Here is a 16,821-nt window from a genome sequence, read left to right on the forward strand (position 1 = left end):
TCGCCGATGCTCTACCACGTGCGCATGGACGTCCGGATCCCGCTCGACATGGATGCCGACGTCAAGGCCGACCTCGTCGCCCGCGAGAAGGCGTACGCCCAGGAGGTGCAGCGCTCCGGCCGCTGGCCGCACCTGTGGCGCGTCGTCGGCGAGTACGCCAACGTCTCGATCTTCGACGTCGAGTCCAACGACGCGCTCCACGACCTGCTCTCGGGGTTGCCGCTGTTCCCCTACATGGCCATCCAGGTCACCCCGCTGGCGAAGCACCCCTCGTCGATCGCCTGACCCGTCGCGACGGCCCGGCCTCCCACCGCTGGAGGTTCGGGCCGTCGGCATGAGGCGCGGATCACATCGAGGCGGGAACAAGAACGACGGCCGACCGGTTAGGTTGGTTGAATCATCAACCAAAACCCCTCGCCCCCTCAGGAGCCCCCGATGTCGTTCTTCCGCCGCAAGTCCAAGCCCGCCACCCAGGTCGCCGCCTGGACGCCCAGCCAGGCTGCCGCCCCCGTCGCCGTCGCCGAGCGCGACGCGCTCACCGGTGACTACACCATCGACGCCAGCCACTCCCGCCTCGGCTTCTCGGCCCGCCACGCGATGGTCACCACCGTCCGCGGCCAGTTCACCGACTTCGAGGGAACCGCGCACGTCGACGCCGAGAACCCGGCCGCCTCGACCGTCTCGCTCACCATCCGCCCCGCCAGCGTCTCGACCGGCTCCGCCGACCGCGACGGCCACCTGGTCTCCGCCGACTTCTTCGACGTCGAGAACCACGACGCCATCACCTTCGCGTCGACCTCCGTCGAGCGCGACGGCGCCGAGTGGACCGTCACCGGCGACCTGACCATCAAGGGCACCACCCAGTCGGTCAGGATCCCCTTCGAGGAGACCGGCACCGCGATCGACCCGTTCGGCAACACCCGCGTCGGCTTCGAGGGCGCGACCACGATCAACCGCAAGGACTGGGACCTCTCCTGGAACGCCGCGCTCGAGACCGGCGGCGTGCTCGTCTCCGAGAAGATCAAGCTCGAGTTCGACGTCTCCGCGATCAAGAACGCCTGATCACCTCGCCGATCTTCAGCACCTCCCTCGCGGACGGACCCGGGACCAGTGGTTCCCGGGTCCGTCCGCGTGCCGTCGCACGTGACCTGTTCCGCCTGAACCCCGTGCCGCCCGGGCAGCACCGGGTCGCCCTCCGTGCCGGCCTCAGCGTCGCCGTACCGCTGCTCACGCTCGTCGCGACCGACCGGACCTCGTGGGCGGTCTACGCCGCCTTCGGCGCCTTCACCGCCCTCTACGGACGCAGCCGGGTGCACCTCCCCCGCGCCGCGATGCAGTGCACCGCGGGCCTGTCGCTCGTCACCGCCGTCGGGCTCGGGGCGCTGGTGTCGGCCGTGGGGGTCGGCCCGTGGGCGCTCGTGCTGCTCAGCGCGCTCGTCGCCGCCGCCGGGTCGGTGGCGTCCACGGTCTTCGACTGGCACCCCTCGGGCCCGCTCTTCCTGCTCTTCGCGTTCGGCACCGTCTCCGCGGTGCCGGCCACGACGGCCGACGTCCCGGTCGCCCTTGCGGTGTCCGCCGCGAGCGCAGCCCTCGCCGTGGTGATCGGCAACGTCGGCGCCGTCGCACGTCGTACGCCGTGGACTGCTCCCCCGCCGCTGCGGCGGGTGCCGGGGTACGTCGACCCGCTGCGCTACTTCCTCGTCACGGTCCTTGCGGGTGGAGCGGCCACCGCCGCAGGGATCGGCCACCCGTGGTGGGCGATGGTCGCGGCGGTCGCCCCGCTGAGCGTCAGCGGCCGGGACCACCAGGCCGTACGCGCCGCCCACCGCAGCGTCGGCACGGTGCTCGGCCTGCTCACCGCCGCGCCGCTGCTGCTGCTCGGGCTCGACCCGGTGCCGCTCGTGCTGGTGGTCGTCGTCCTGCAGGTCCTCACCGAGCTGGCGGTGGGCCGCAACTACGGCATCGCGATGCTCTTCATCACCCCGATGGCGCTGCTGATGGGCCAGCTCGGGTCGTCGCAGGACGCGGCAGGACTGCTCCTCGACCGGGGGGTCGAGACCCTGCTCGGCGTGGTCGTGGCGCTCGCGGTGATCGTCGTCGAGCACGGACGCGCCTCGACCGCGGCGCACTGACGCCGTCGGTCAGTCGGCTTCCCAGTAGGGACCCGGGAGGTAGTGGTCGGGCTCGACGGTGGTGACCGGGCGACGGACGGTCCGCCAGACGGTGCGCATGGAGCCGTCGGGCTGGCGCACCTCGCGGCGGACCCGGAAGTTGGCGTACGTCGTCGTGTAGGCGTTGCGGGTGTTGCGGGTGTTGTTCCACTGGTAGTCGAAGTTCTTGAGGTACTTGTCCGCGACCTTCGCGCCCTTCACGGTGAACCACACCTCGTCGTTGGCGGTGCTCAGGCTCGACCAGTTCACCGAGCCGGTCAGGACCATCGAGGTGTCGGGCACGCCGTTGTAGGTGCCCTGGACGACGAGGTACTTCTGGTGGCTGTAGTAGTCGAGGATCAGGTCGTCGATGCCGTCGTTGTTGAGGTCGAAGTTGTCGTCGAGGTTGTAGTCCATGCCCGTCGATCGGAGCGGGATCCGACCGCGCTTGGTCGGGGCGGCGATGACGCCCTTGGTGTGGTAGCCGATGAGGCCGTAGGTGACCCGCACGTCGCAGCCCTGGACCCATTTCTGTCGGATGGCCTCGGCGAGGTAGTCGCCGCGAGCCCCGCGCATGGTGTGCATCGACAGGGCCAGGCGGGTGCGCTTCACCTTGCCGGTCATTGGGTCGGGGGTCAGGCACTGGATCCGGTCGAGCATCGTGACCACCAGGTCGTCCTTCGGCCGCGAGACCCGGGGGAACGCGACGGCTGTGTGCTTGTCGACCGAGTCGTCGCACGCCGGGCCGATCGGGACGCCGCAGAAGTACCACGGCTCCTGACGGGTGTCGTAGTCCTTGGACATGTCCTTGAAGAGCGCCACGAACTGGCGGAACAGCTCGTGGTCGCCGTCGGTGAAGTAGAGGTCGTTCCACTGGTGGATGGCGGCGTTGCGCGTCATGTTGGCCGAGCCCACGGCCAGGACGTCCTCGGACGTGCCGGCCTGGCTGAACAGGTAGAACTTCGTGTGCAGGTTGTTGAACTCGTTGGCCGCCCCCCGGCAGCTCTGCTTGCACTTGTAGATGAAGCTGTTCTTCTTGCGGTTCTTGCCGATCTCGGCACGCACCACCTTCATGGCGGGCGTCTCCCAGTGGTCGTTGAGCAGCATCTGCACCTGCACCCCGCGACGGTGGGCCGCCACCAGCGCGTGCGCGACCGGCAGGCGGTCGAAGGAGTAGATCGCGATCCTGATTGACGAGCCCTTGGGCGTGTTCTTGATGGTCTGGATCACCCGCCGCTCGATCTGGAAGTGCCCCTTGGCGAGATGGGGGTCGTTGAAGAAGGGCCCGCTGAAGGCCTCCCACTTCTTCGGCTTCGGCTTGGCCGCCGCCGGCTGGCCGGCGGACGACGCGACGTCGTTCGCCTGCCCGGGGGCCACCAGGCCCAGCGACACCACCAGCACGAGGCTCAGGCCCCCCACGAGCCTCGAGATCTTCGACACGACCCCCACCTTTCCGTCGAACAGTCTGGTCAGCATAAGCAGACCCGGCCCGTTCCGGGCCCCGCATCGCACCGCGTCTCGCCACGACGTGCTGGCCGTGGTCTGATGGCCCACCCGCAGGGCGGCGGCGGCACGCCCCTCGCTTGACTCGTTCGAACAGGTGTTCGATCATGGAGACATGTCGTCCGCCCGCTCCGTCGCCGCGCTCGACCCAGGCAGGTCCGTGGTCGAGCAGCTGCGCGAGCGGGTCGCCGCGATGGAGCGCAGGCCTGCCGGAGATCCTGTGGCGACCTTGCCCGGACTGGCCGACCTGGTCCCGCTGCACGCCGGATCAACGTACGCCGTCGACTCGGCGTCGCTCGCGCTCGCCCTCGCCGCCGGGGCCTCGCGGGCCGGCGAGTGGGTCGGCTTCGCCGGGTGCGCCGACTTCGGTGCCGAGGCCGCCGCGGAGCTCGGCATCGAGCTGTCACGCACCGTGCTGGTGCCCGACCCCGGCGAGCACTGGCTCGAGGTCACCGCCGCCCTCGTCGACGTGCTGCGGGTGGTGGTGCTCCGCCCGCCGGCCACCGTCGACGAGCGCACCGCGGGGATCCTCGACTCCCGGCTGCGCACGAGGTCCGCGGTGCTGGTCGTCCACGGCCAGTGGCCGCGCGTGTCGGCCAGGCTGAGCGTCGAGGAGTCGGTCTGGACCGGCCCGACGTCGGGCGCCGGTGAGCTGCGGGAGAGGCGGGCCCGCGTCGCGGTGCACCGGGGCGCGCGGCCACCCCAGCGCGCCGACCTGGCCTGGCCGGGCGTGCACCAGGTCGACCCGGGCTCCGAGCGGCAGGCCCGCGAGGTCCGGGAGATCCGACGGGCATGATGAGGGTCCGGCGATGAGGGTCCGGCGATGAGGGTCATGGTCGTGTGGTGCCCCGACTGGTCCGTGGTCGCGGCGCTCGAGGAGGCCGACCGCTCGCTGCGCTCCCCCGCCGCCGTGCTCTCGGCCAACGTCGTGGAGGTCTGCAACGGTCCCGCCCGTGCCGAGGGCGTACGCCGGGGGCAGCGCCGCCGCGACGCGCAGGCGCGGTGTCCCGAGCTGCTGCTGCTGCCGACCAACCCCGACCGGGACGCCCGGGCCTTCGAGCCGGTCCTCGCCGTGGTCGAGGACCTGCGCCCGGGGGTGGCCGCCCTGCGTCCCGGGCTGCTCGCCGTCCGGGCCCCGGGCAGCTGGTACGGCAGCGAGACCGCCGCAGCGGCGACCGCCTGCCAGGCGCTGGTCGAGACGGGCGTGTGGGACGTGCGGATCGGCATCGCCGACGACCTGTTCACCGCCGAGCAGGCCGCCCGGGTGGCGGAGGTGCAGGCCTGGACAGTCGTCCCTCCCGGAGAGTCACCCGCGTTCCTGCGCGGACTGCCCGTCCACGTGCTGCAGGACGACGGCGCCCGCGGTCGCGAGCTCGTGGGCCTCCTGCAGCGGCTCGGCCTGCGCACCCTGGGTGACCTCGCCGACCTGCCGGGCGACGCGGTCGAGCACCGGCTCGGGGCCTACGGTGCGACGGTCCGGCGACGGGCGCGGGGCGAGGACCCGACGCTGTTCGCGGCGCGCACCCCGCCGCCCGAGCTCGACGCGGAGGTGCCGTTCGAGCCGCCGCTCGACTCCGTCGAGGCGATCACCTTCAGCGTCCGCACCACCGCCGAGCGCTTCGTCACCCAGCTCGCCCACCACCAGCTCGTCGCCACCGGTGTGCGGGTCGAGGCCGAGTCCGACGGGGTCGTGTGCTCGTCGCGCTCCTGGCTGCACCCGCGCCACTTCAGTGCGCGTGACCTCGTCGACCGCGTTCACTGGCAGCTGCAGTCGGCCGGGTCCACGAGCGGGGTCAGCGGCTCGCTGCGCGGCCGCAAGGACGCGGGCGTCGTGCGCGCGCCGATCGACCGCGTGCGTTTCGTGCCCGAGCTCGTCGAGCCGGCGGCCGCGCACGGCGAGGCGCTCTGGGGGTCGGCGTCCGACGACCTCGTCGAGCGCGGGGTGGCCCGGGTGCAGGGCATGGTCGGCTTCGACGCCGTCCGCCGCCCGGTGCTGCAGGGCGGTCGCAGCCCGTCGGCGCGGCAGGCGCTGGTGCCGTGGGGCGAGCGGGCTGTCGACCTGCGCCCGGTGGACCGGCCGTGGCCGGGCCGGGTGCCGGGGCCGGCACCGGTCCGGGTGTTCGCCCCTCCCCGGGCCGCCGAGGTCGTCGACGACGGCGGCCGCCCGGTGTGCGTCACCGACCGCGGCGTGGTGAGCGGGGAGCCGCGGCACTTCCGGGTCGCCGGGCAGACCGACGACCTGCCCTGGCAGCCGGTGACGGCGTGGGCGGGGCCGTGGCCCACCGACGAGGGCTGGTGGTCGGGCGGGGCCGGACCCACCGCGCGCTTCCAGGTCGTCGGTGCCGACGGCCGGGCCTGGCTCCTGCTGCGAGCGCCGGACGGCTGGTCGTTGGAGGCCGGCTATGACTGAGCGGGTGCGCTGATCGGCTGGAACAACCCCGCCATGCGGTGGAAGGAGCTGGAGCGCCGGCTGAGCGGCCTTCCCGGTGCCGACGACGCACCGGTGTCGCGCCGCAAGCGCGCCTCGACCGAGGCCCGCTCGATCGAGCGACCCGCGGCGGTCACCCCCTACGCCGAGCTGCACTGCCACAGCCACTTCAGCTTCCTCGACGGCGCCTCCTCGCCCGCCGAGCTGGTCGAGGAGGCCATCCGGCTGGGCCTGCACGCCCTTGCGATCACCGACCACGACGGCTTCTACGGCGCCCCCATGCTGGCCGAGGCGGCGGCTGCCTACGACCTGCCCACCGTCTTCGGCGCCGAGCTGTCGCTCGGACTCAGCGGGCCGCAGAACGGCGTGCCCGACCCCGAGGGCAGCCACCTGCTGGTGCTGGCGCGGGGCGTCGAGGGCTACCACCGGCTGGCCGCGGCGATGACCGACGCCCACCTGCGCGGCGACGAGAAGGGTCGACCCGTCTACGACCTCGACGAGCTGGCCGAGCAGGGGCGCGGCCACTGGGCGGTGCTCACCGGCTGCCGCAAGGGTGCGGTGCGGCAGGCGCTCGCGACGGGTGGTGAGCCGGCGGCGGCCGAGGCGCTCGACCGGCTGACGTCGCTCTTCGGCCTCGAGCACGTGCTCGTCGAGCTGTCCCCGCGCCCCGGCGCGGACGCCACCAACGCCTCCCTCGCCGGGCTGGCCGCCGTCCACGGCCTCGACGTCGTCGCCGCCGGAAACGTCCACCACGCCACCCCGCAGCGGCACCGGCTCGCCTCGGCGATGGCGGCCGTGCGGGCCCGGCGCAGCCTGGCCGAGCTCGACGGCTGGCTCGACCTGTCGGGCTCGGCCCATTTGCGCAGCGGGGAGGAGACGGCCGCGGCGCTGCCGTCGTACCCCCACGCCGTGGGGCGCAGCGTCACCCTTGCCGACGAGCTGGCCTTCGACCTGCGCAAGGCCTCCCCCGCGCTGCCCAAGCGGCAGATCCCCGAGGGCCACACCGCCGACTCGTGGCTGCGAGTGCTGGCGGAGCGAGGGTTCGCCGAGAGGTACGCCGGCGTCCCCCACGAGCGCGAGGCGCGTGAGCGGCTCGAGCACGAGCTGCGGGTCATCGCCGAGAAGGACTTCGCCGGCTACTTCGTCATCGTCCACGACATCGTCGCGTTCGCCCGCGAGCGGAAGATCCTCTGCCAGGGCCGAGGCTCGGCCGCCAGCTCGGCGGTCTGCTACGCCCTCGGCATCACCGCCGTCGACGCGGTCTTCTACAAGCTCCCCTTCGAGCGCTTCATCTCCGCGCACCGCGACGAGGAGCCCGACATCGACGTCGACTTCGACTCCGACCGGCGCGAGGAGGTCATCCAGTGGGTCTACGACACCTACGGTCGCCGCAACGCCGCGCAGGTCGCCAACGTCATCGCCTACCGACCGCGGATGGCGGTGCGCGACGCAGCCAAGGCGCTCGGCTTCTCCCCCGGCCAGCAGGACGCGTGGTCCAAGCAGATCGACGGCTGGAAGTCCGTGGTCGCCGGCGACCAGGGCGACCCCGACGCGCACGACGTGCCCGCCCCGGTGGTCGCTCTGGCCGAGGAGCTGATGGGAGCCCCGCGCCACCTCGGCATCCACTCCGGCGGGATGGTGCTGACCGAGCGACCCATCGGGGAGGTCTGCCCCATCGAGCGGGGGCGGATGGACCGGCGCACCGTGCTGCAGTGGGACAAGGACGCCTGCGAGTCGATGGGGCTGGTCAAGTTCGACCTGCTCGGGCTGGGCATGCTCGGCGCGCTCGACCACATGATGCGGCTCGTCGCCGACCACCTCGGCGAGCAGTGGGACCTCGCGACGATGCCCAAGGAGGAGCCGGCCGTCTACGACATGCTCTGTCGCGCCGACTCCATCGGCGTCTTCCAGGTGGAGAGCCGCGCGCAGATCGGCACGCTTCCCCGGCTGCGCCCCCGCGAGTTCTACGACCTCGCCATCGAGATCGCCCTCATCCGTCCCGGCCCGATCCAGGGCGGCGCGGTGCACCCCTACGTGCGGCGCGCGACCGGACAGGAAGCGGTGACCTACGATCACCCCGAGCTGGTGCCGGTGCTCGAGCGCACCAAGGGCGTGCCGCTGTTCCAGGAGCAGCTGATGGCCATGGCGGTCACCCTCGGTGACTGCAGCCGCGACGACGCCGACCTGCTGCGCCGCGCGATGGGCTCCAAGCGGGGCGTCGAGCGCATCGAGTCGGTCAAGCAGAAGCTCTACGCCGGCATGGAGCGCCGCGGCATCACCGGCGACCTCGCCGACTCGATCTACGTCAAGATCCTGTCCTTCGCCAACTTCGGCTTCGCCGAGTCGCACGCCCTGTCCTTCGCGCTGCTCGTCTACGCGTCGTCGTGGTTCAAGCTGCACTACCCGGCGGCCTTCCTGGCCGGACTGCTGCGCAACCAGCCGATGGGGTTCTACTCCCCGCAGTCGCTGGTCCACGACGCCCGCCGCCACGACGTCGACGTACGCCGCCCGGACGTCACCCGGTCCGCGGCGCAGGCCGACCTGGAGCCCGTCGTGACGGGCCCGGTGGCAGCCACCGGTCCCGCCGAGTGCTGCCGGCCACGCTTCGAGCGCGTCGAGTGGGTGCCGGGCACCCCCGACCCGGTGCCCGCGCACCGCCGCGACGGGGCGCTCGCCGTACGCCTCGGGCTGGACTCGGTGCGCGGCATCGGCCTCGAGGTCGCGCGCCGGATCGTCGCCGCACGCGACGACGCCCCGTTCACCGGCATCACCGACCTCTCCCGGCGCGCCGACCTCACGTCCGCGCAGCTGGAGGCGCTGGCCACCGCCGGCGCGTTCGACGCCTGGGGGCTCGACCGGCGATCGGCGCTCTGGGCGGCCGGCTTCGCCGAGGGGTCCGAGCACCTGCCCGGCATCACCCCCTCACCTGCCGCGCCGACGCTGCCCGGGATGAGCGAGCCGGAGCTCACCCTGGCCGACCTGTGGGCCACCGGCATCTCACCCGACCGCCACCCGATCGAGCACCTGCGCGACGGGTTGCGCCGCGCCGGCGTCCGGTCCGTCGCCGAGCTGGCCGACGCCGAGTCCGGCCGACGGGTCCACGTCGGCGGCCTCGTCACCCACCGCCAGCGGCCGGGCACCGCCATGGGCGTCACCTTCCTCAACCTCGAGGACGAGACCGGCATGCTCAACGTCGTGTGCTCGATCGGGGTGATGAAGGCCCACCGGCAGGCAGCGCGCAACAAGGTTGCAGTGGTCGTGCGCGGCCGGCTCGAGCGCAACGAGGGCGTCACCAACCTCGTGGCCGACCGCGTCGAGGGCATCGACGTCGTCGTGCCCGGCGCCGGCGCGGTCCTCCAGGCCCGGGCGTCGTCCCGCGACTTCCGCTGACGCTGAGGGGTGGGGCACGCGCGCACCGGTCGGCCCTATGCTCGGGTCGAGCCGCCCACCCCGGGGTGGTGGATGACGAGCAGCAGCGCGAGAGGGGCACCGTGAGCGCCGACCCGGCCGACTTCTCCTACTCGGTCGTGATCCCGGTCTACAACAGCCAGGACGTGGTCGGGCGCACGATCGACGCGGTCCTCGAGGTCTTCGAGTCCGCCGGTTTGCGCCACCAGGTCGTCCTCGTCAACGACGGCAGCCGCGACGGCAGCTGGGACGTCATCAGCGCCCGGGCCGCGCAGTCCCCGCACGTCGTCGCGCTCGACCTGCTGCGCAACTACGGCCAGCACCACGCCAACGTCGCCGGCATGCGGGAGGCGACCGGCGACTACGTGATCACCCTCGACGACGACCTGCAGAACCCGCCCGACCAGGCGCTGCTGCTCATCGCGAAGGCGATGGAGGGCCACGACGTCGTCTTCGGCCGCTTCGACCGCAAGCAGGCGCGGGGCTACCGACGGCTGGGCAGCAGGGCGATCAGCATGATCAACCGGCGGGTCTTCGACCAGCCGCCCGGCCTGGCCGTGTCCAACTTCCGGATCCTGCGGCGCGACGTGGTGGACCGGATCTGCGGGTCCCGCACCGCCCACCCCTACATCACGGGTCAGGCGCTGATGTTCTCCAGCAACCCCGCCGACGTGCTGGTGCGCCACGACCCCCGACCGGTCGGCACCAGCAACTACGGCCTGCGCCGCATCGCCTCGCTCGTGCTGGCCATCCTGTTCAGCTACTCCGTGTTCCCGCTGCGGCTGGCCGCCGGCATCGGGTTCGCGGTCGCCGGCGGCAGCTTCCTGCTCGGCCTCTTCTACCTCGTCCGCGCGCTCTTCGTGGACTCGTCCGTGCCCGGCTGGACGACGATCGCGGTGCTGCTGGCGCTGATGAACGGCTTCGTCATCATGCTGCTGTCGATGCTGGGCGAGTACGTCGTCCGCACGCTCAACGCGGTCAGCGCGGTCACCACCTACCACGTGGCGCGCCGGGTGTCGTCATGAGCGGCTGCGACCACCGGCACCTGCTGGTCGTCGGCGCGCAACGGTGCGGCACGACCTACCTGAGCCGGGCGCTCGACGCGCACCCCGACGTCACGATGGCCCGCCCGTCGCCCCCCGAGCCGAAGGTCTTCTGCGACGCGACGCTCTCCGCCCGCGGCGCGGAGTCCTACCACCGCACGTGGTTCGCGCACGCCCGCGACGAGACGCTCCTGGGCGACAAGAGCACCAGCTACCTCGAGGACCCGCAGGCCCCGGGCCGCGCGGCGGAGATGCTCGGCGAGCCCGAGGTGGTCGTGCTGCTGCGCGACCCCGTGCGCCGCGCCGTGTCGCACTGGCGGTTCAGCACCGCCAACGGCTTCGAGACCCGCGACCTCGAGGACGCCCTGCTCGCCGACCTGGACGACGACGACCGGCAGTGGGACCCGCAGCGCTCGTCGGTGTCGCCCTTCGCCTACCTGCGCCGCGGCCGCTACGCCGAGCAGCTCGAGCCCTGGTCCGCGACCTTCCCCACGACCACGCACGTGCTCTTCACCGAGGAGCTGCTGGCCGACCCCGCGGTGCTGACCGGGCTCGTGGCGGACCTCGGGCTCGACCCGGGTCGTTCCCCCGTCCCCGACGGCGAGGTGGTCAACGCGACGCCGGGCGTTACACCCGTACTCGATGCAGGCGTGACGGGCACACTCGAGGGGTACTTCGAGGAGAGCAACGCACGGTTGGCCGACCAGCTCGGGAGGCCGCTGCCGTGGTGACAAGCGACGAGACGAACGACGAGAGGGAGGTGCCCGCTGTGGCACAGGCACAGGAGCCCGAGGACGGTCCCGCCGCAGAGCTGCCGGACATCCCCTTCAACGTCGCGTCGGTGGAGGGCCGCGAGCTCGACTACGTCCAGGACGTCGTGCGGGGCGGCCACCTGTCGTCCGGAGGCGCCTTCGCCCGGCGGACCGCCGAGCTCATCGCGGCCGACTCCGGCTCGGCCGAGGTGCTGATGACCACCTCGTGCACGGCGGCCCTCGAGCTGTCGGCGATGCTGATGGACCTGAAGGAGGGCGACACGGTCATCGTCCCGTCGTTCACCTTCACCAGCACGGGCCTGGCGTTCGCGCGGCAGGGCGCCGGCCTGCTCTTCTGCGACATCGAGCCCGACACGCTGGGCCTGGACCCCGCACACCTCGCGACTCTCCTCGACGAGCACGTGCGGGCGGTCGTGATCGTGCACTACGCCGGCGTCGCGTGCGACGTGCAGGGGATCCGCGACGTCCTGGCCGACTGGCCGCAGGTGCAGCTCGTGGAGGACAACGCGCACGGCCTCTTCGGCACCTGGCGGGGCGAGCCGCTCGGCAGCCTGGGACGCTTCGCCACCCTCAGCTTCCACGAGACCAAGAACTTCGTCTGCGGCGAGGGCGGTGCCCTCCTGCTCAACGACCCCGAGGACGTCGACCGCGCCCGGGTGCTCTACGACAAGGGCACCAACCGCCACGCCTTCATGCTCGGCCAAGTCGACAAGTACACCTGGAAGGACACCGGGTCCTCGTTCGGCCTCTCCGACGTGCTCGCCGCCTACCTCCTCGGCCAGCTGGAGCAGCGCGACGCGGTGCAGGACAAGCGCCGACGCGTCAGCGAGCGCTACGCCGCCGCGCTGGCGCCGTACGCCGACGAGCTGGGCTTCGAGGTGATGCGGGTGCCCGCCGACCGGGGCTCGGCCCACCACATGTTCTACGTCCTGCTCTCGCACCGCGACCGGCGCAACGACGTGCTCGAGCTGATGCGCAAGGCGGGCGTGCAGGCCACCTTCCACTACCAGCCGCTGCACACCTCCGACGCGGGGCGCTCCTTCGCGGTCCGGCAGACCGACTGCCCGGTCTCCGAGGACGTCAGCGACCGGCTGCTGCGCCTGCCCTTCCACAACAACCTGTCCGACCCCGACCTCGACCGCGTGGTGGCCGCCTTCCTCGAGGCGAGCACCGCCACCCTCCCGGAGCGGTGAGCCCCGGACAGCCGGGCTCGTCGTCGTTGCGGCGCGAGGGCTACTGGTGGCACCGGGCCCGCACCGACCTGCTCGCTGCGGTGATGGCGCCGCACCTCGCGACCCCGAGCCGCACGCTCGACGTCGGCAGCGCGGACGCGCCCAGCGTGGGGTGGATGCGGGGCGAGCACCAGCACGTGGGGCTGGACCTGTTCCCCGACGGCCTGCGGCCCGGTGAGGGCGTCGTCGGGTCGGCGACCGAGCTGCCCTTCGGGGACGGGACCTTCGACGTCGTCTCGGCGTTCGACGTGGTCGAGCACTGCGCGGACGACGCCCGCGCGGTGTCCGAGCTGCAGCGGGTGCTGGTGCCCGGCGGGCGGATGCTGCTCTCGGTCCCGGCCTACCAGTGGGCATGGTCGGACCACGACGTCCAGGCCGGTCACCACCGCCGCTACACGCGCGCGGGCATCGTCGGGCTGGTCGAGGGCGCCGGGATGGAGGTGCGGCGGGCGACGTACGCCTTCGGCGGGGTGTTCCCGCTCTTCGCGGCCGAGCGGTTGCGCCGCCGGCTGCGTCCACCCGCCACCGGCGACTCGCGCCTGCCCGAGGTCTCGCCGGGCCTCGACCGGGCGCTCATGGGCGTGTGCCGGGCGGAGGCGCGCGTGCTGCGCCGCCGCGACCTGCCCTTCGGCTCGTCAGTGTTCGTCGCGGCCGTCAGGCCGTCGTCCGCCCGGCCCTGAGCACCGACGACGCGGCCACCGCGAGGAGCACGGTCGCCGCGACCTCGGCCGCGACGAACGCGAAGGCGACCCGTTCGACCGGCAGCAGCCAGGTCGTCGGCAGCACCACGACGGCGCCCGCGAGGACAGCGAGACCCCAGGCGCCGGCGACCCGTCCCGGGCGGTCCAGCGCCAGCGCGGCCACCATCAGCACCACGTTGACCAGGGCCAGCGCACATCCGGTCGCGATGACCCCGGCGTCGCCGTGGCCGATGTCGACGGTGTCCCCGAAGACCGCGCGCACGAGTGCCGGACCTGCGGTCCCCCCGATGACGGCCCCCAGCACCACGACCGCTGCCCCCAGCACCGCGAGGCGTCCCGCGAGGAGGCGGAGGGCCCGCAGGTCGCCCGCCTCGACGAGCCCGGTGACGTGGTGCGTGACCTGCGGCAGCGTGCCCAGCACGACCATGTACGGCGCGCGGAACAGGGCCAGCGTGGCGAACACCGCCGTGATCTCCGCGGGTGAGCCGCCGATCAGCGCCAGCACTACCGCTCCCCCGGTCAGCACACCCTGCGCGAGCAGCTGCGCCGTCGCAGCGCCGCCCAGGAACGCCAGCGAGCCGCCCCGGCCCGAGCCCGCCTCGTCGAAACGCCAGGCGCCTGGCCACAGCGCGATCAACGACCCGGCCACCAGGCACAGGCCGTAGGCCACCGGGTCGTGCACCCGCGCCAGCAGCAGCACGGCCACGAGGAGGCACCGCGCCGCGTTCTCCGCGACCAGGCTCACGGCCACCGCACCCATCCGGCCCCGCCCGCCCAGGCTGCCCCGCAGGACGCCGACGGCCGCCGAGCCGAGGACCACGAGCACGACGAGGGCGGGGAACCACACGTCGTCGCGGTGGAAGAGCCGGTCCCGGAACACCCAGGCGAGGGCACCGGTGACGACGGCCGCGGCCACCACGACGGCGGCGACGCGTCCGGCCGAGCCTCGGACGTCGCCCGCCCGGCCGGCCGTGAGGCACCGGGTGATCCAGTGCTGCAGCGGGAAGGTGAACGCGGCGCCAGCGAGCGCCCAGACGGTCCAGAGCACCGACACCGGGGCCGCGGCGCTCGCGCCGATCCCGCGGGTCACGAGGGCGAACAGCACGTAGGCCAGGACCCCGCTCACCACGGAGCCCGTGGCGAGCAGGAGCGGGGCGCTGCGCCGGCTCATGGCACGAGCGGCTCGGCCAGCGGGTTGTCCGCGTCGTAGCCCGCCGCCTCCCGCAGCTCGGCGATCTTCTCGTCGCCCAGCGACGCGCGGGCGTACCAGTCCCACAGCGGCGCGCTGCCGACGTACACGTAGTCGGGCTGGATCGACGCGCGCCAGCGGCGCGAGACCGTCTCCCCCACCGCGACCAGGTCCGGGCCGTCCGCGACGAGGTCGCGCTTGAACCCGTCGAGCCCACCGGGCCAGGTGTCCTCCATGTAGTCCTGCAGCCCGCTGCGGAACATCTGGTAGCGCGTGGGGTTGGTCCGGCCGGTCAGCACCAGCGGCTGCGGTGCCTCGATCGACGTGATGGTGGCGTCGGCGGGCAGGGTCGCCAGCACCGCGTCCGCGGCCTCGCGCTGGTCCCGCAGGGAGTCGTCCCGGGTCGAGAGCGAGTACGTCAGCGCGACGACGACGGCGGCGACGGCGAGCACCCCCGCCACGGCGCCCCGGGGACGGCGGGCGAGCCCGTGGGTGGCGACCGCGAAGCCGGCGCCCAGCCCGATCGCCGCGAACGGCAGCACCGGGAACAGGTCGGCCCACGCGTCGTACTCCTCGCGGATCCAGGCGAGTCCGGCGACGAGGCCGGCCGTCATGGCGGGCAGCACGGCCAGTCCCGGTACGGCGGCCCGTGCCCGGCGGGACACGGCGGCCAGGGAGACCAGCACGAGCACGACCGCGCCGGCCAGGAGCAGCCACACCGTCACCCCGTAGGCGACCTGCAGGTCGTCCCACACCAGCGCGCGCTCGGCGTCGAGCGGGTTCGGGACCGTGTAGCGACGGTTGATGGCGTAGAAGCCGTCCCACGCGACGCCCAGCGCCCCAGTGAGCGCGAACCAGGTGCCGAGCACCACCACGGGCACCACTCCGCCGACGGCGATCCGCACCAGCGCACGGATCCGGCCGCCCGTCGCGAGCAGGAGCGCGCCCACGGCGACGGCCGTGAAGGTGCTGAAGAACGCCGTCTGCAGGCACAGCGTGGCCAGGCTCGTCAGGACGCCCGCGGTGAACCAGCGCCGGTGCGTCACCGCCCACAGCGCGCCGACCACGAAGAGCGTCATCGGGGTCTTCTCGCGCGGCCCGTTGGACGCGTACTGGATGAAGCCGTGGACGGCGAGCATCGCGCTCGCGGTCACCAGGCCGGCGCCCCGGGAGCGGAACAGGTCGCGGCCGAGCAGGTAGGACACGCAGACGGCCGCGGTGGCCATCAGCATGAAGATCACGCGCATGGTGATGACGTCGTCGAGGCCACCGAGGCGTGCCACGAGCACCCCCACCCCCGGCAGCACGTGCGCCAGCGGCCCGGCACGGTTGAGGACGCCGAGGTAGGGCGGGACGCCGTCGGCCACCTGCTGGCCGGCGTAGCTGTAGATGCCCAGGTCGCGCGTCAGCATCCCGTGGAAGCCGTGCAGCACGTAGACCACCAGGGACACCCCGGCCACCACGGGCACCAGCGGGTCGATCGCGCGCAGCCGCGAGACCCCACCGGGTCGGACGCCGTCGGACCGGTCGGGGCGAGGGGGCACGCGGACACCCTACGGAGCCCCGCACGCGGGGACGCGCAGGAACTACACCTAGGGGGCCGGGTGTCCCGGACGGCCGTCGCCCGTGGTCGGACGGCGAGCCGCCATCACCGCCGCCTGCGTCCGGCTCTCGACACCGAGCTTTGCCAGGAGCGTCGACACGTAGTTCTTGACCGTCTTCTCGGCCACGCCGAGGCGCTCGGCGATCTGGCGGTTGGTCAGACCCTCGGCCACCAGCCCGAGGACCTGCTCCTCCTTGGGGGTCAGGTGCTGGGTGAGCGGGTCCCGGTCGGAGCCCTGTCGCAGCCGGTGCAGCACCCGGGCCGTCACGGCGGGGTCGAGCATCGACTGGCCCGCCGCCACCCGGCGCACGGCCGTGACGAGGTCACCGCTGCTGATCTGCTTCAGCACGTAGCCGGACGCGCCGGCCATGATGGCCGCGAACAGCGCGTCGTCGTCGTCGTACGACGTCAGGACCAGCACCTCGATGCGCCGGTCGACCGACCGGACCTGGCGGCACACCTCGATGCCCGAGCCGTCGGGCAGCCGACCGTCCACGATGGCGACGCGGGGACGCAGCGCCGTGATCCGAGCCTCGCCCTCAGCGGCCGAGCCGGCCTCGCCGATCACCTCGATGCCGGGCTCGCACTCCAGGAGGGTGCGGACCCCCCGCCGGACGAGCTCGTGGTCGTCCAGCAAGAACACCGTGATGGTCTCTTCCGAGACGGGGACATGAGCATGTCCGTCCATACGAGCACGGTACTACCGTCCGGGGCCGTTTGGCCCCGGACTTCCTGCCTGGTCCTGACCGGTCCTACGCCACGTCCTCCCGGGCGCGGCGTTGCGCCGCAGC

Annotated in this window: 14 protein-coding genes; 10 read left to right on the forward strand and 4 right to left on the reverse strand. The window is 73.0% G+C overall.

From position 1 onward, the window contains the following. Positions 1-6: 6 nt before the first annotated feature. From catC to ACXJKB_RS09025, 3 genes are all read left to right on the forward strand, one after another. Entirely contained in the window at positions 7-285 is a 279-nt protein-coding gene (gene catC / locus ACXJKB_RS09015; protein WP_457187512.1) for a muconolactone Delta-isomerase, read from the forward strand. A gap of 150 nt (positions 286-435) precedes the next feature. Next, positions 436-1,062: a YceI family protein gene (locus ACXJKB_RS09020; RefSeq protein WP_457187514.1), complete on the forward strand. Its 627-nt coding sequence runs from the start codon at positions 436-438 to the stop codon at positions 1,060-1,062. Between the two features lie 104 nt (positions 1,063-1,166). Next, positions 1,167-2,132, forward strand: a complete 966-nt coding sequence (locus ACXJKB_RS09025; RefSeq protein ID WP_457187515.1) for an FUSC family protein — start codon at positions 1,167-1,169, stop codon at positions 2,130-2,132. Between the two features lie 9 nt (positions 2,133-2,141). Here the strand turns inward: ACXJKB_RS09025 and ACXJKB_RS09030 are convergent, their stop codons facing one another. Continuing rightward, positions 2,142-3,590 (reverse strand): phospholipase D-like domain-containing protein, encoded by a 1,449-nt coding sequence (locus ACXJKB_RS09030; RefSeq protein ID WP_457187517.1) that lies wholly within the window; start codon positions 3,588-3,590, stop codon positions 2,142-2,144. A gap of 178 nt (positions 3,591-3,768) precedes the next feature. Between ACXJKB_RS09030 and ACXJKB_RS09035 the strand changes: the two genes are divergently transcribed. The 7 genes from ACXJKB_RS09035 to ACXJKB_RS09065 all read left to right on the forward strand — a co-directional run bounded on the left by ACXJKB_RS09035 (position 3,769) and on the right by ACXJKB_RS09065 (position 13,217). Then, on the forward strand, positions 3,769-4,449 hold the full coding sequence (locus ACXJKB_RS09035; RefSeq protein ID WP_457187519.1) for a hypothetical protein: 681 nt from the start codon (positions 3,769-3,771) through the stop codon (positions 4,447-4,449). A 27-nt stretch (positions 4,450-4,476) separates the two neighbouring features. After that, positions 4,477-6,063 (forward strand): Y-family DNA polymerase, encoded by a 1,587-nt coding sequence (locus tag ACXJKB_RS09040; protein WP_457187521.1) that lies wholly within the window; start codon positions 4,477-4,479, stop codon positions 6,061-6,063. A gap of 33 nt (positions 6,064-6,096) precedes the next feature. Continuing rightward, entirely contained in the window at positions 6,097-9,471 is a 3,375-nt protein-coding gene (locus ACXJKB_RS09045) for an error-prone DNA polymerase (protein WP_457187523.1), read from the forward strand. A 101-nt stretch (positions 9,472-9,572) separates the two neighbouring features. Then, complete coding sequence (locus tag ACXJKB_RS09050; protein ID WP_457187525.1) at positions 9,573-10,514, forward strand: glycosyltransferase family 2 protein; 942 nt, start codon at positions 9,573-9,575, stop codon at positions 10,512-10,514. Next, on the forward strand, positions 10,511-11,263 hold the full coding sequence (locus ACXJKB_RS09055; protein ID WP_457187527.1) for a sulfotransferase family protein: 753 nt from the start codon (positions 10,511-10,513) through the stop codon (positions 11,261-11,263). Before ACXJKB_RS09050 ends, ACXJKB_RS09055 begins: the two co-directional genes overlap by 4 nt. Before the next feature lie 38 nt (positions 11,264-11,301). Then, on the forward strand, positions 11,302-12,498 hold the full coding sequence (gene rffA, locus ACXJKB_RS09060) for a dTDP-4-amino-4,6-dideoxygalactose transaminase (protein WP_457187529.1): 1,197 nt from the start codon (positions 11,302-11,304) through the stop codon (positions 12,496-12,498). After that, complete coding sequence (locus ACXJKB_RS09065; protein WP_457187531.1) at positions 12,495-13,217, forward strand: class I SAM-dependent methyltransferase; 723 nt, start codon at positions 12,495-12,497, stop codon at positions 13,215-13,217. The genes rffA and ACXJKB_RS09065 overlap by 4 nt, the downstream gene beginning before the upstream one ends. Here ACXJKB_RS09065 and ACXJKB_RS09070 read toward each other — a convergent pair. Genes ACXJKB_RS09070 through ACXJKB_RS09080 form a run of 3 tightly spaced genes read right to left on the reverse strand, consistent with a single transcriptional unit; the run spans position 13,192 to position 16,718 of the window. Next, positions 13,192-14,409: a hypothetical protein gene (locus tag ACXJKB_RS09070; protein WP_457187533.1), complete on the reverse strand. Its 1,218-nt coding sequence runs from the start codon at positions 14,407-14,409 to the stop codon at positions 13,192-13,194. The genes ACXJKB_RS09065 and ACXJKB_RS09070 overlap by 26 nt on opposite strands. Beyond that, entirely contained in the window at positions 14,406-15,971 is a 1,566-nt protein-coding gene (locus ACXJKB_RS09075) for a hypothetical protein (RefSeq protein ID WP_457187535.1), read from the reverse strand. Before ACXJKB_RS09075 ends, ACXJKB_RS09070 begins: the two co-directional genes overlap by 4 nt. A 48-nt stretch (positions 15,972-16,019) precedes the next feature. Next, the gene (locus ACXJKB_RS09080) at positions 16,020-16,718 is read right to left on the reverse strand and encodes a response regulator (RefSeq protein WP_457187537.1); all 699 of its coding nucleotides are present in this window, start codon (positions 16,716-16,718) and stop codon (positions 16,020-16,022) included. Between the last annotated feature and the right edge of the window lie 103 nt (positions 16,719-16,821).

The sequence above is a fragment of the Nocardioides sp. P5_E3 genome, from assembly GCF_054049275.1.

Excerpts from the sequence above, each read along its gene's own strand:
- catC (WP_457187512.1), top strand. The coding sequence starts at position 7 with ATGCTCTACCACGTGCGCATGGACGTCCGGATCCCGCTCGACATGGAT.
- ACXJKB_RS09020 (WP_457187514.1), top strand. The coding sequence starts at position 436 with ATGTCGTTCTTCCGCCGCAAGTCCAAGCCCGCCACCCAGGTCGCCGCC.
- ACXJKB_RS09035 (WP_457187519.1), top strand. The coding sequence starts at position 3,769 with ATGTCGTCCGCCCGCTCCGTCGCCGCGCTCGACCCAGGCAGGTCCGTG.
- ACXJKB_RS09040 (WP_457187521.1), top strand. The coding sequence starts at position 4,477 with ATGAGGGTCATGGTCGTGTGGTGCCCCGACTGGTCCGTGGTCGCGGCG.
- ACXJKB_RS09045 (WP_457187523.1), top strand. The coding sequence starts at position 6,097 with ATGCGGTGGAAGGAGCTGGAGCGCCGGCTGAGCGGCCTTCCCGGTGCC.
- ACXJKB_RS09055 (WP_457187527.1), top strand. The coding sequence starts at position 10,511 with ATGAGCGGCTGCGACCACCGGCACCTGCTGGTCGTCGGCGCGCAACGG.
- ACXJKB_RS09070 (WP_457187533.1), bottom strand. The coding sequence starts at position 14,409 with ATGAGCCGGCGCAGCGCCCCGCTCCTGCTCGCCACGGGCTCCGTGGTG.
- ACXJKB_RS09080 (WP_457187537.1), bottom strand. The coding sequence starts at position 16,718 with ATGGACGGACATGCTCATGTCCCCGTCTCGGAAGAGACCATCACGGTG.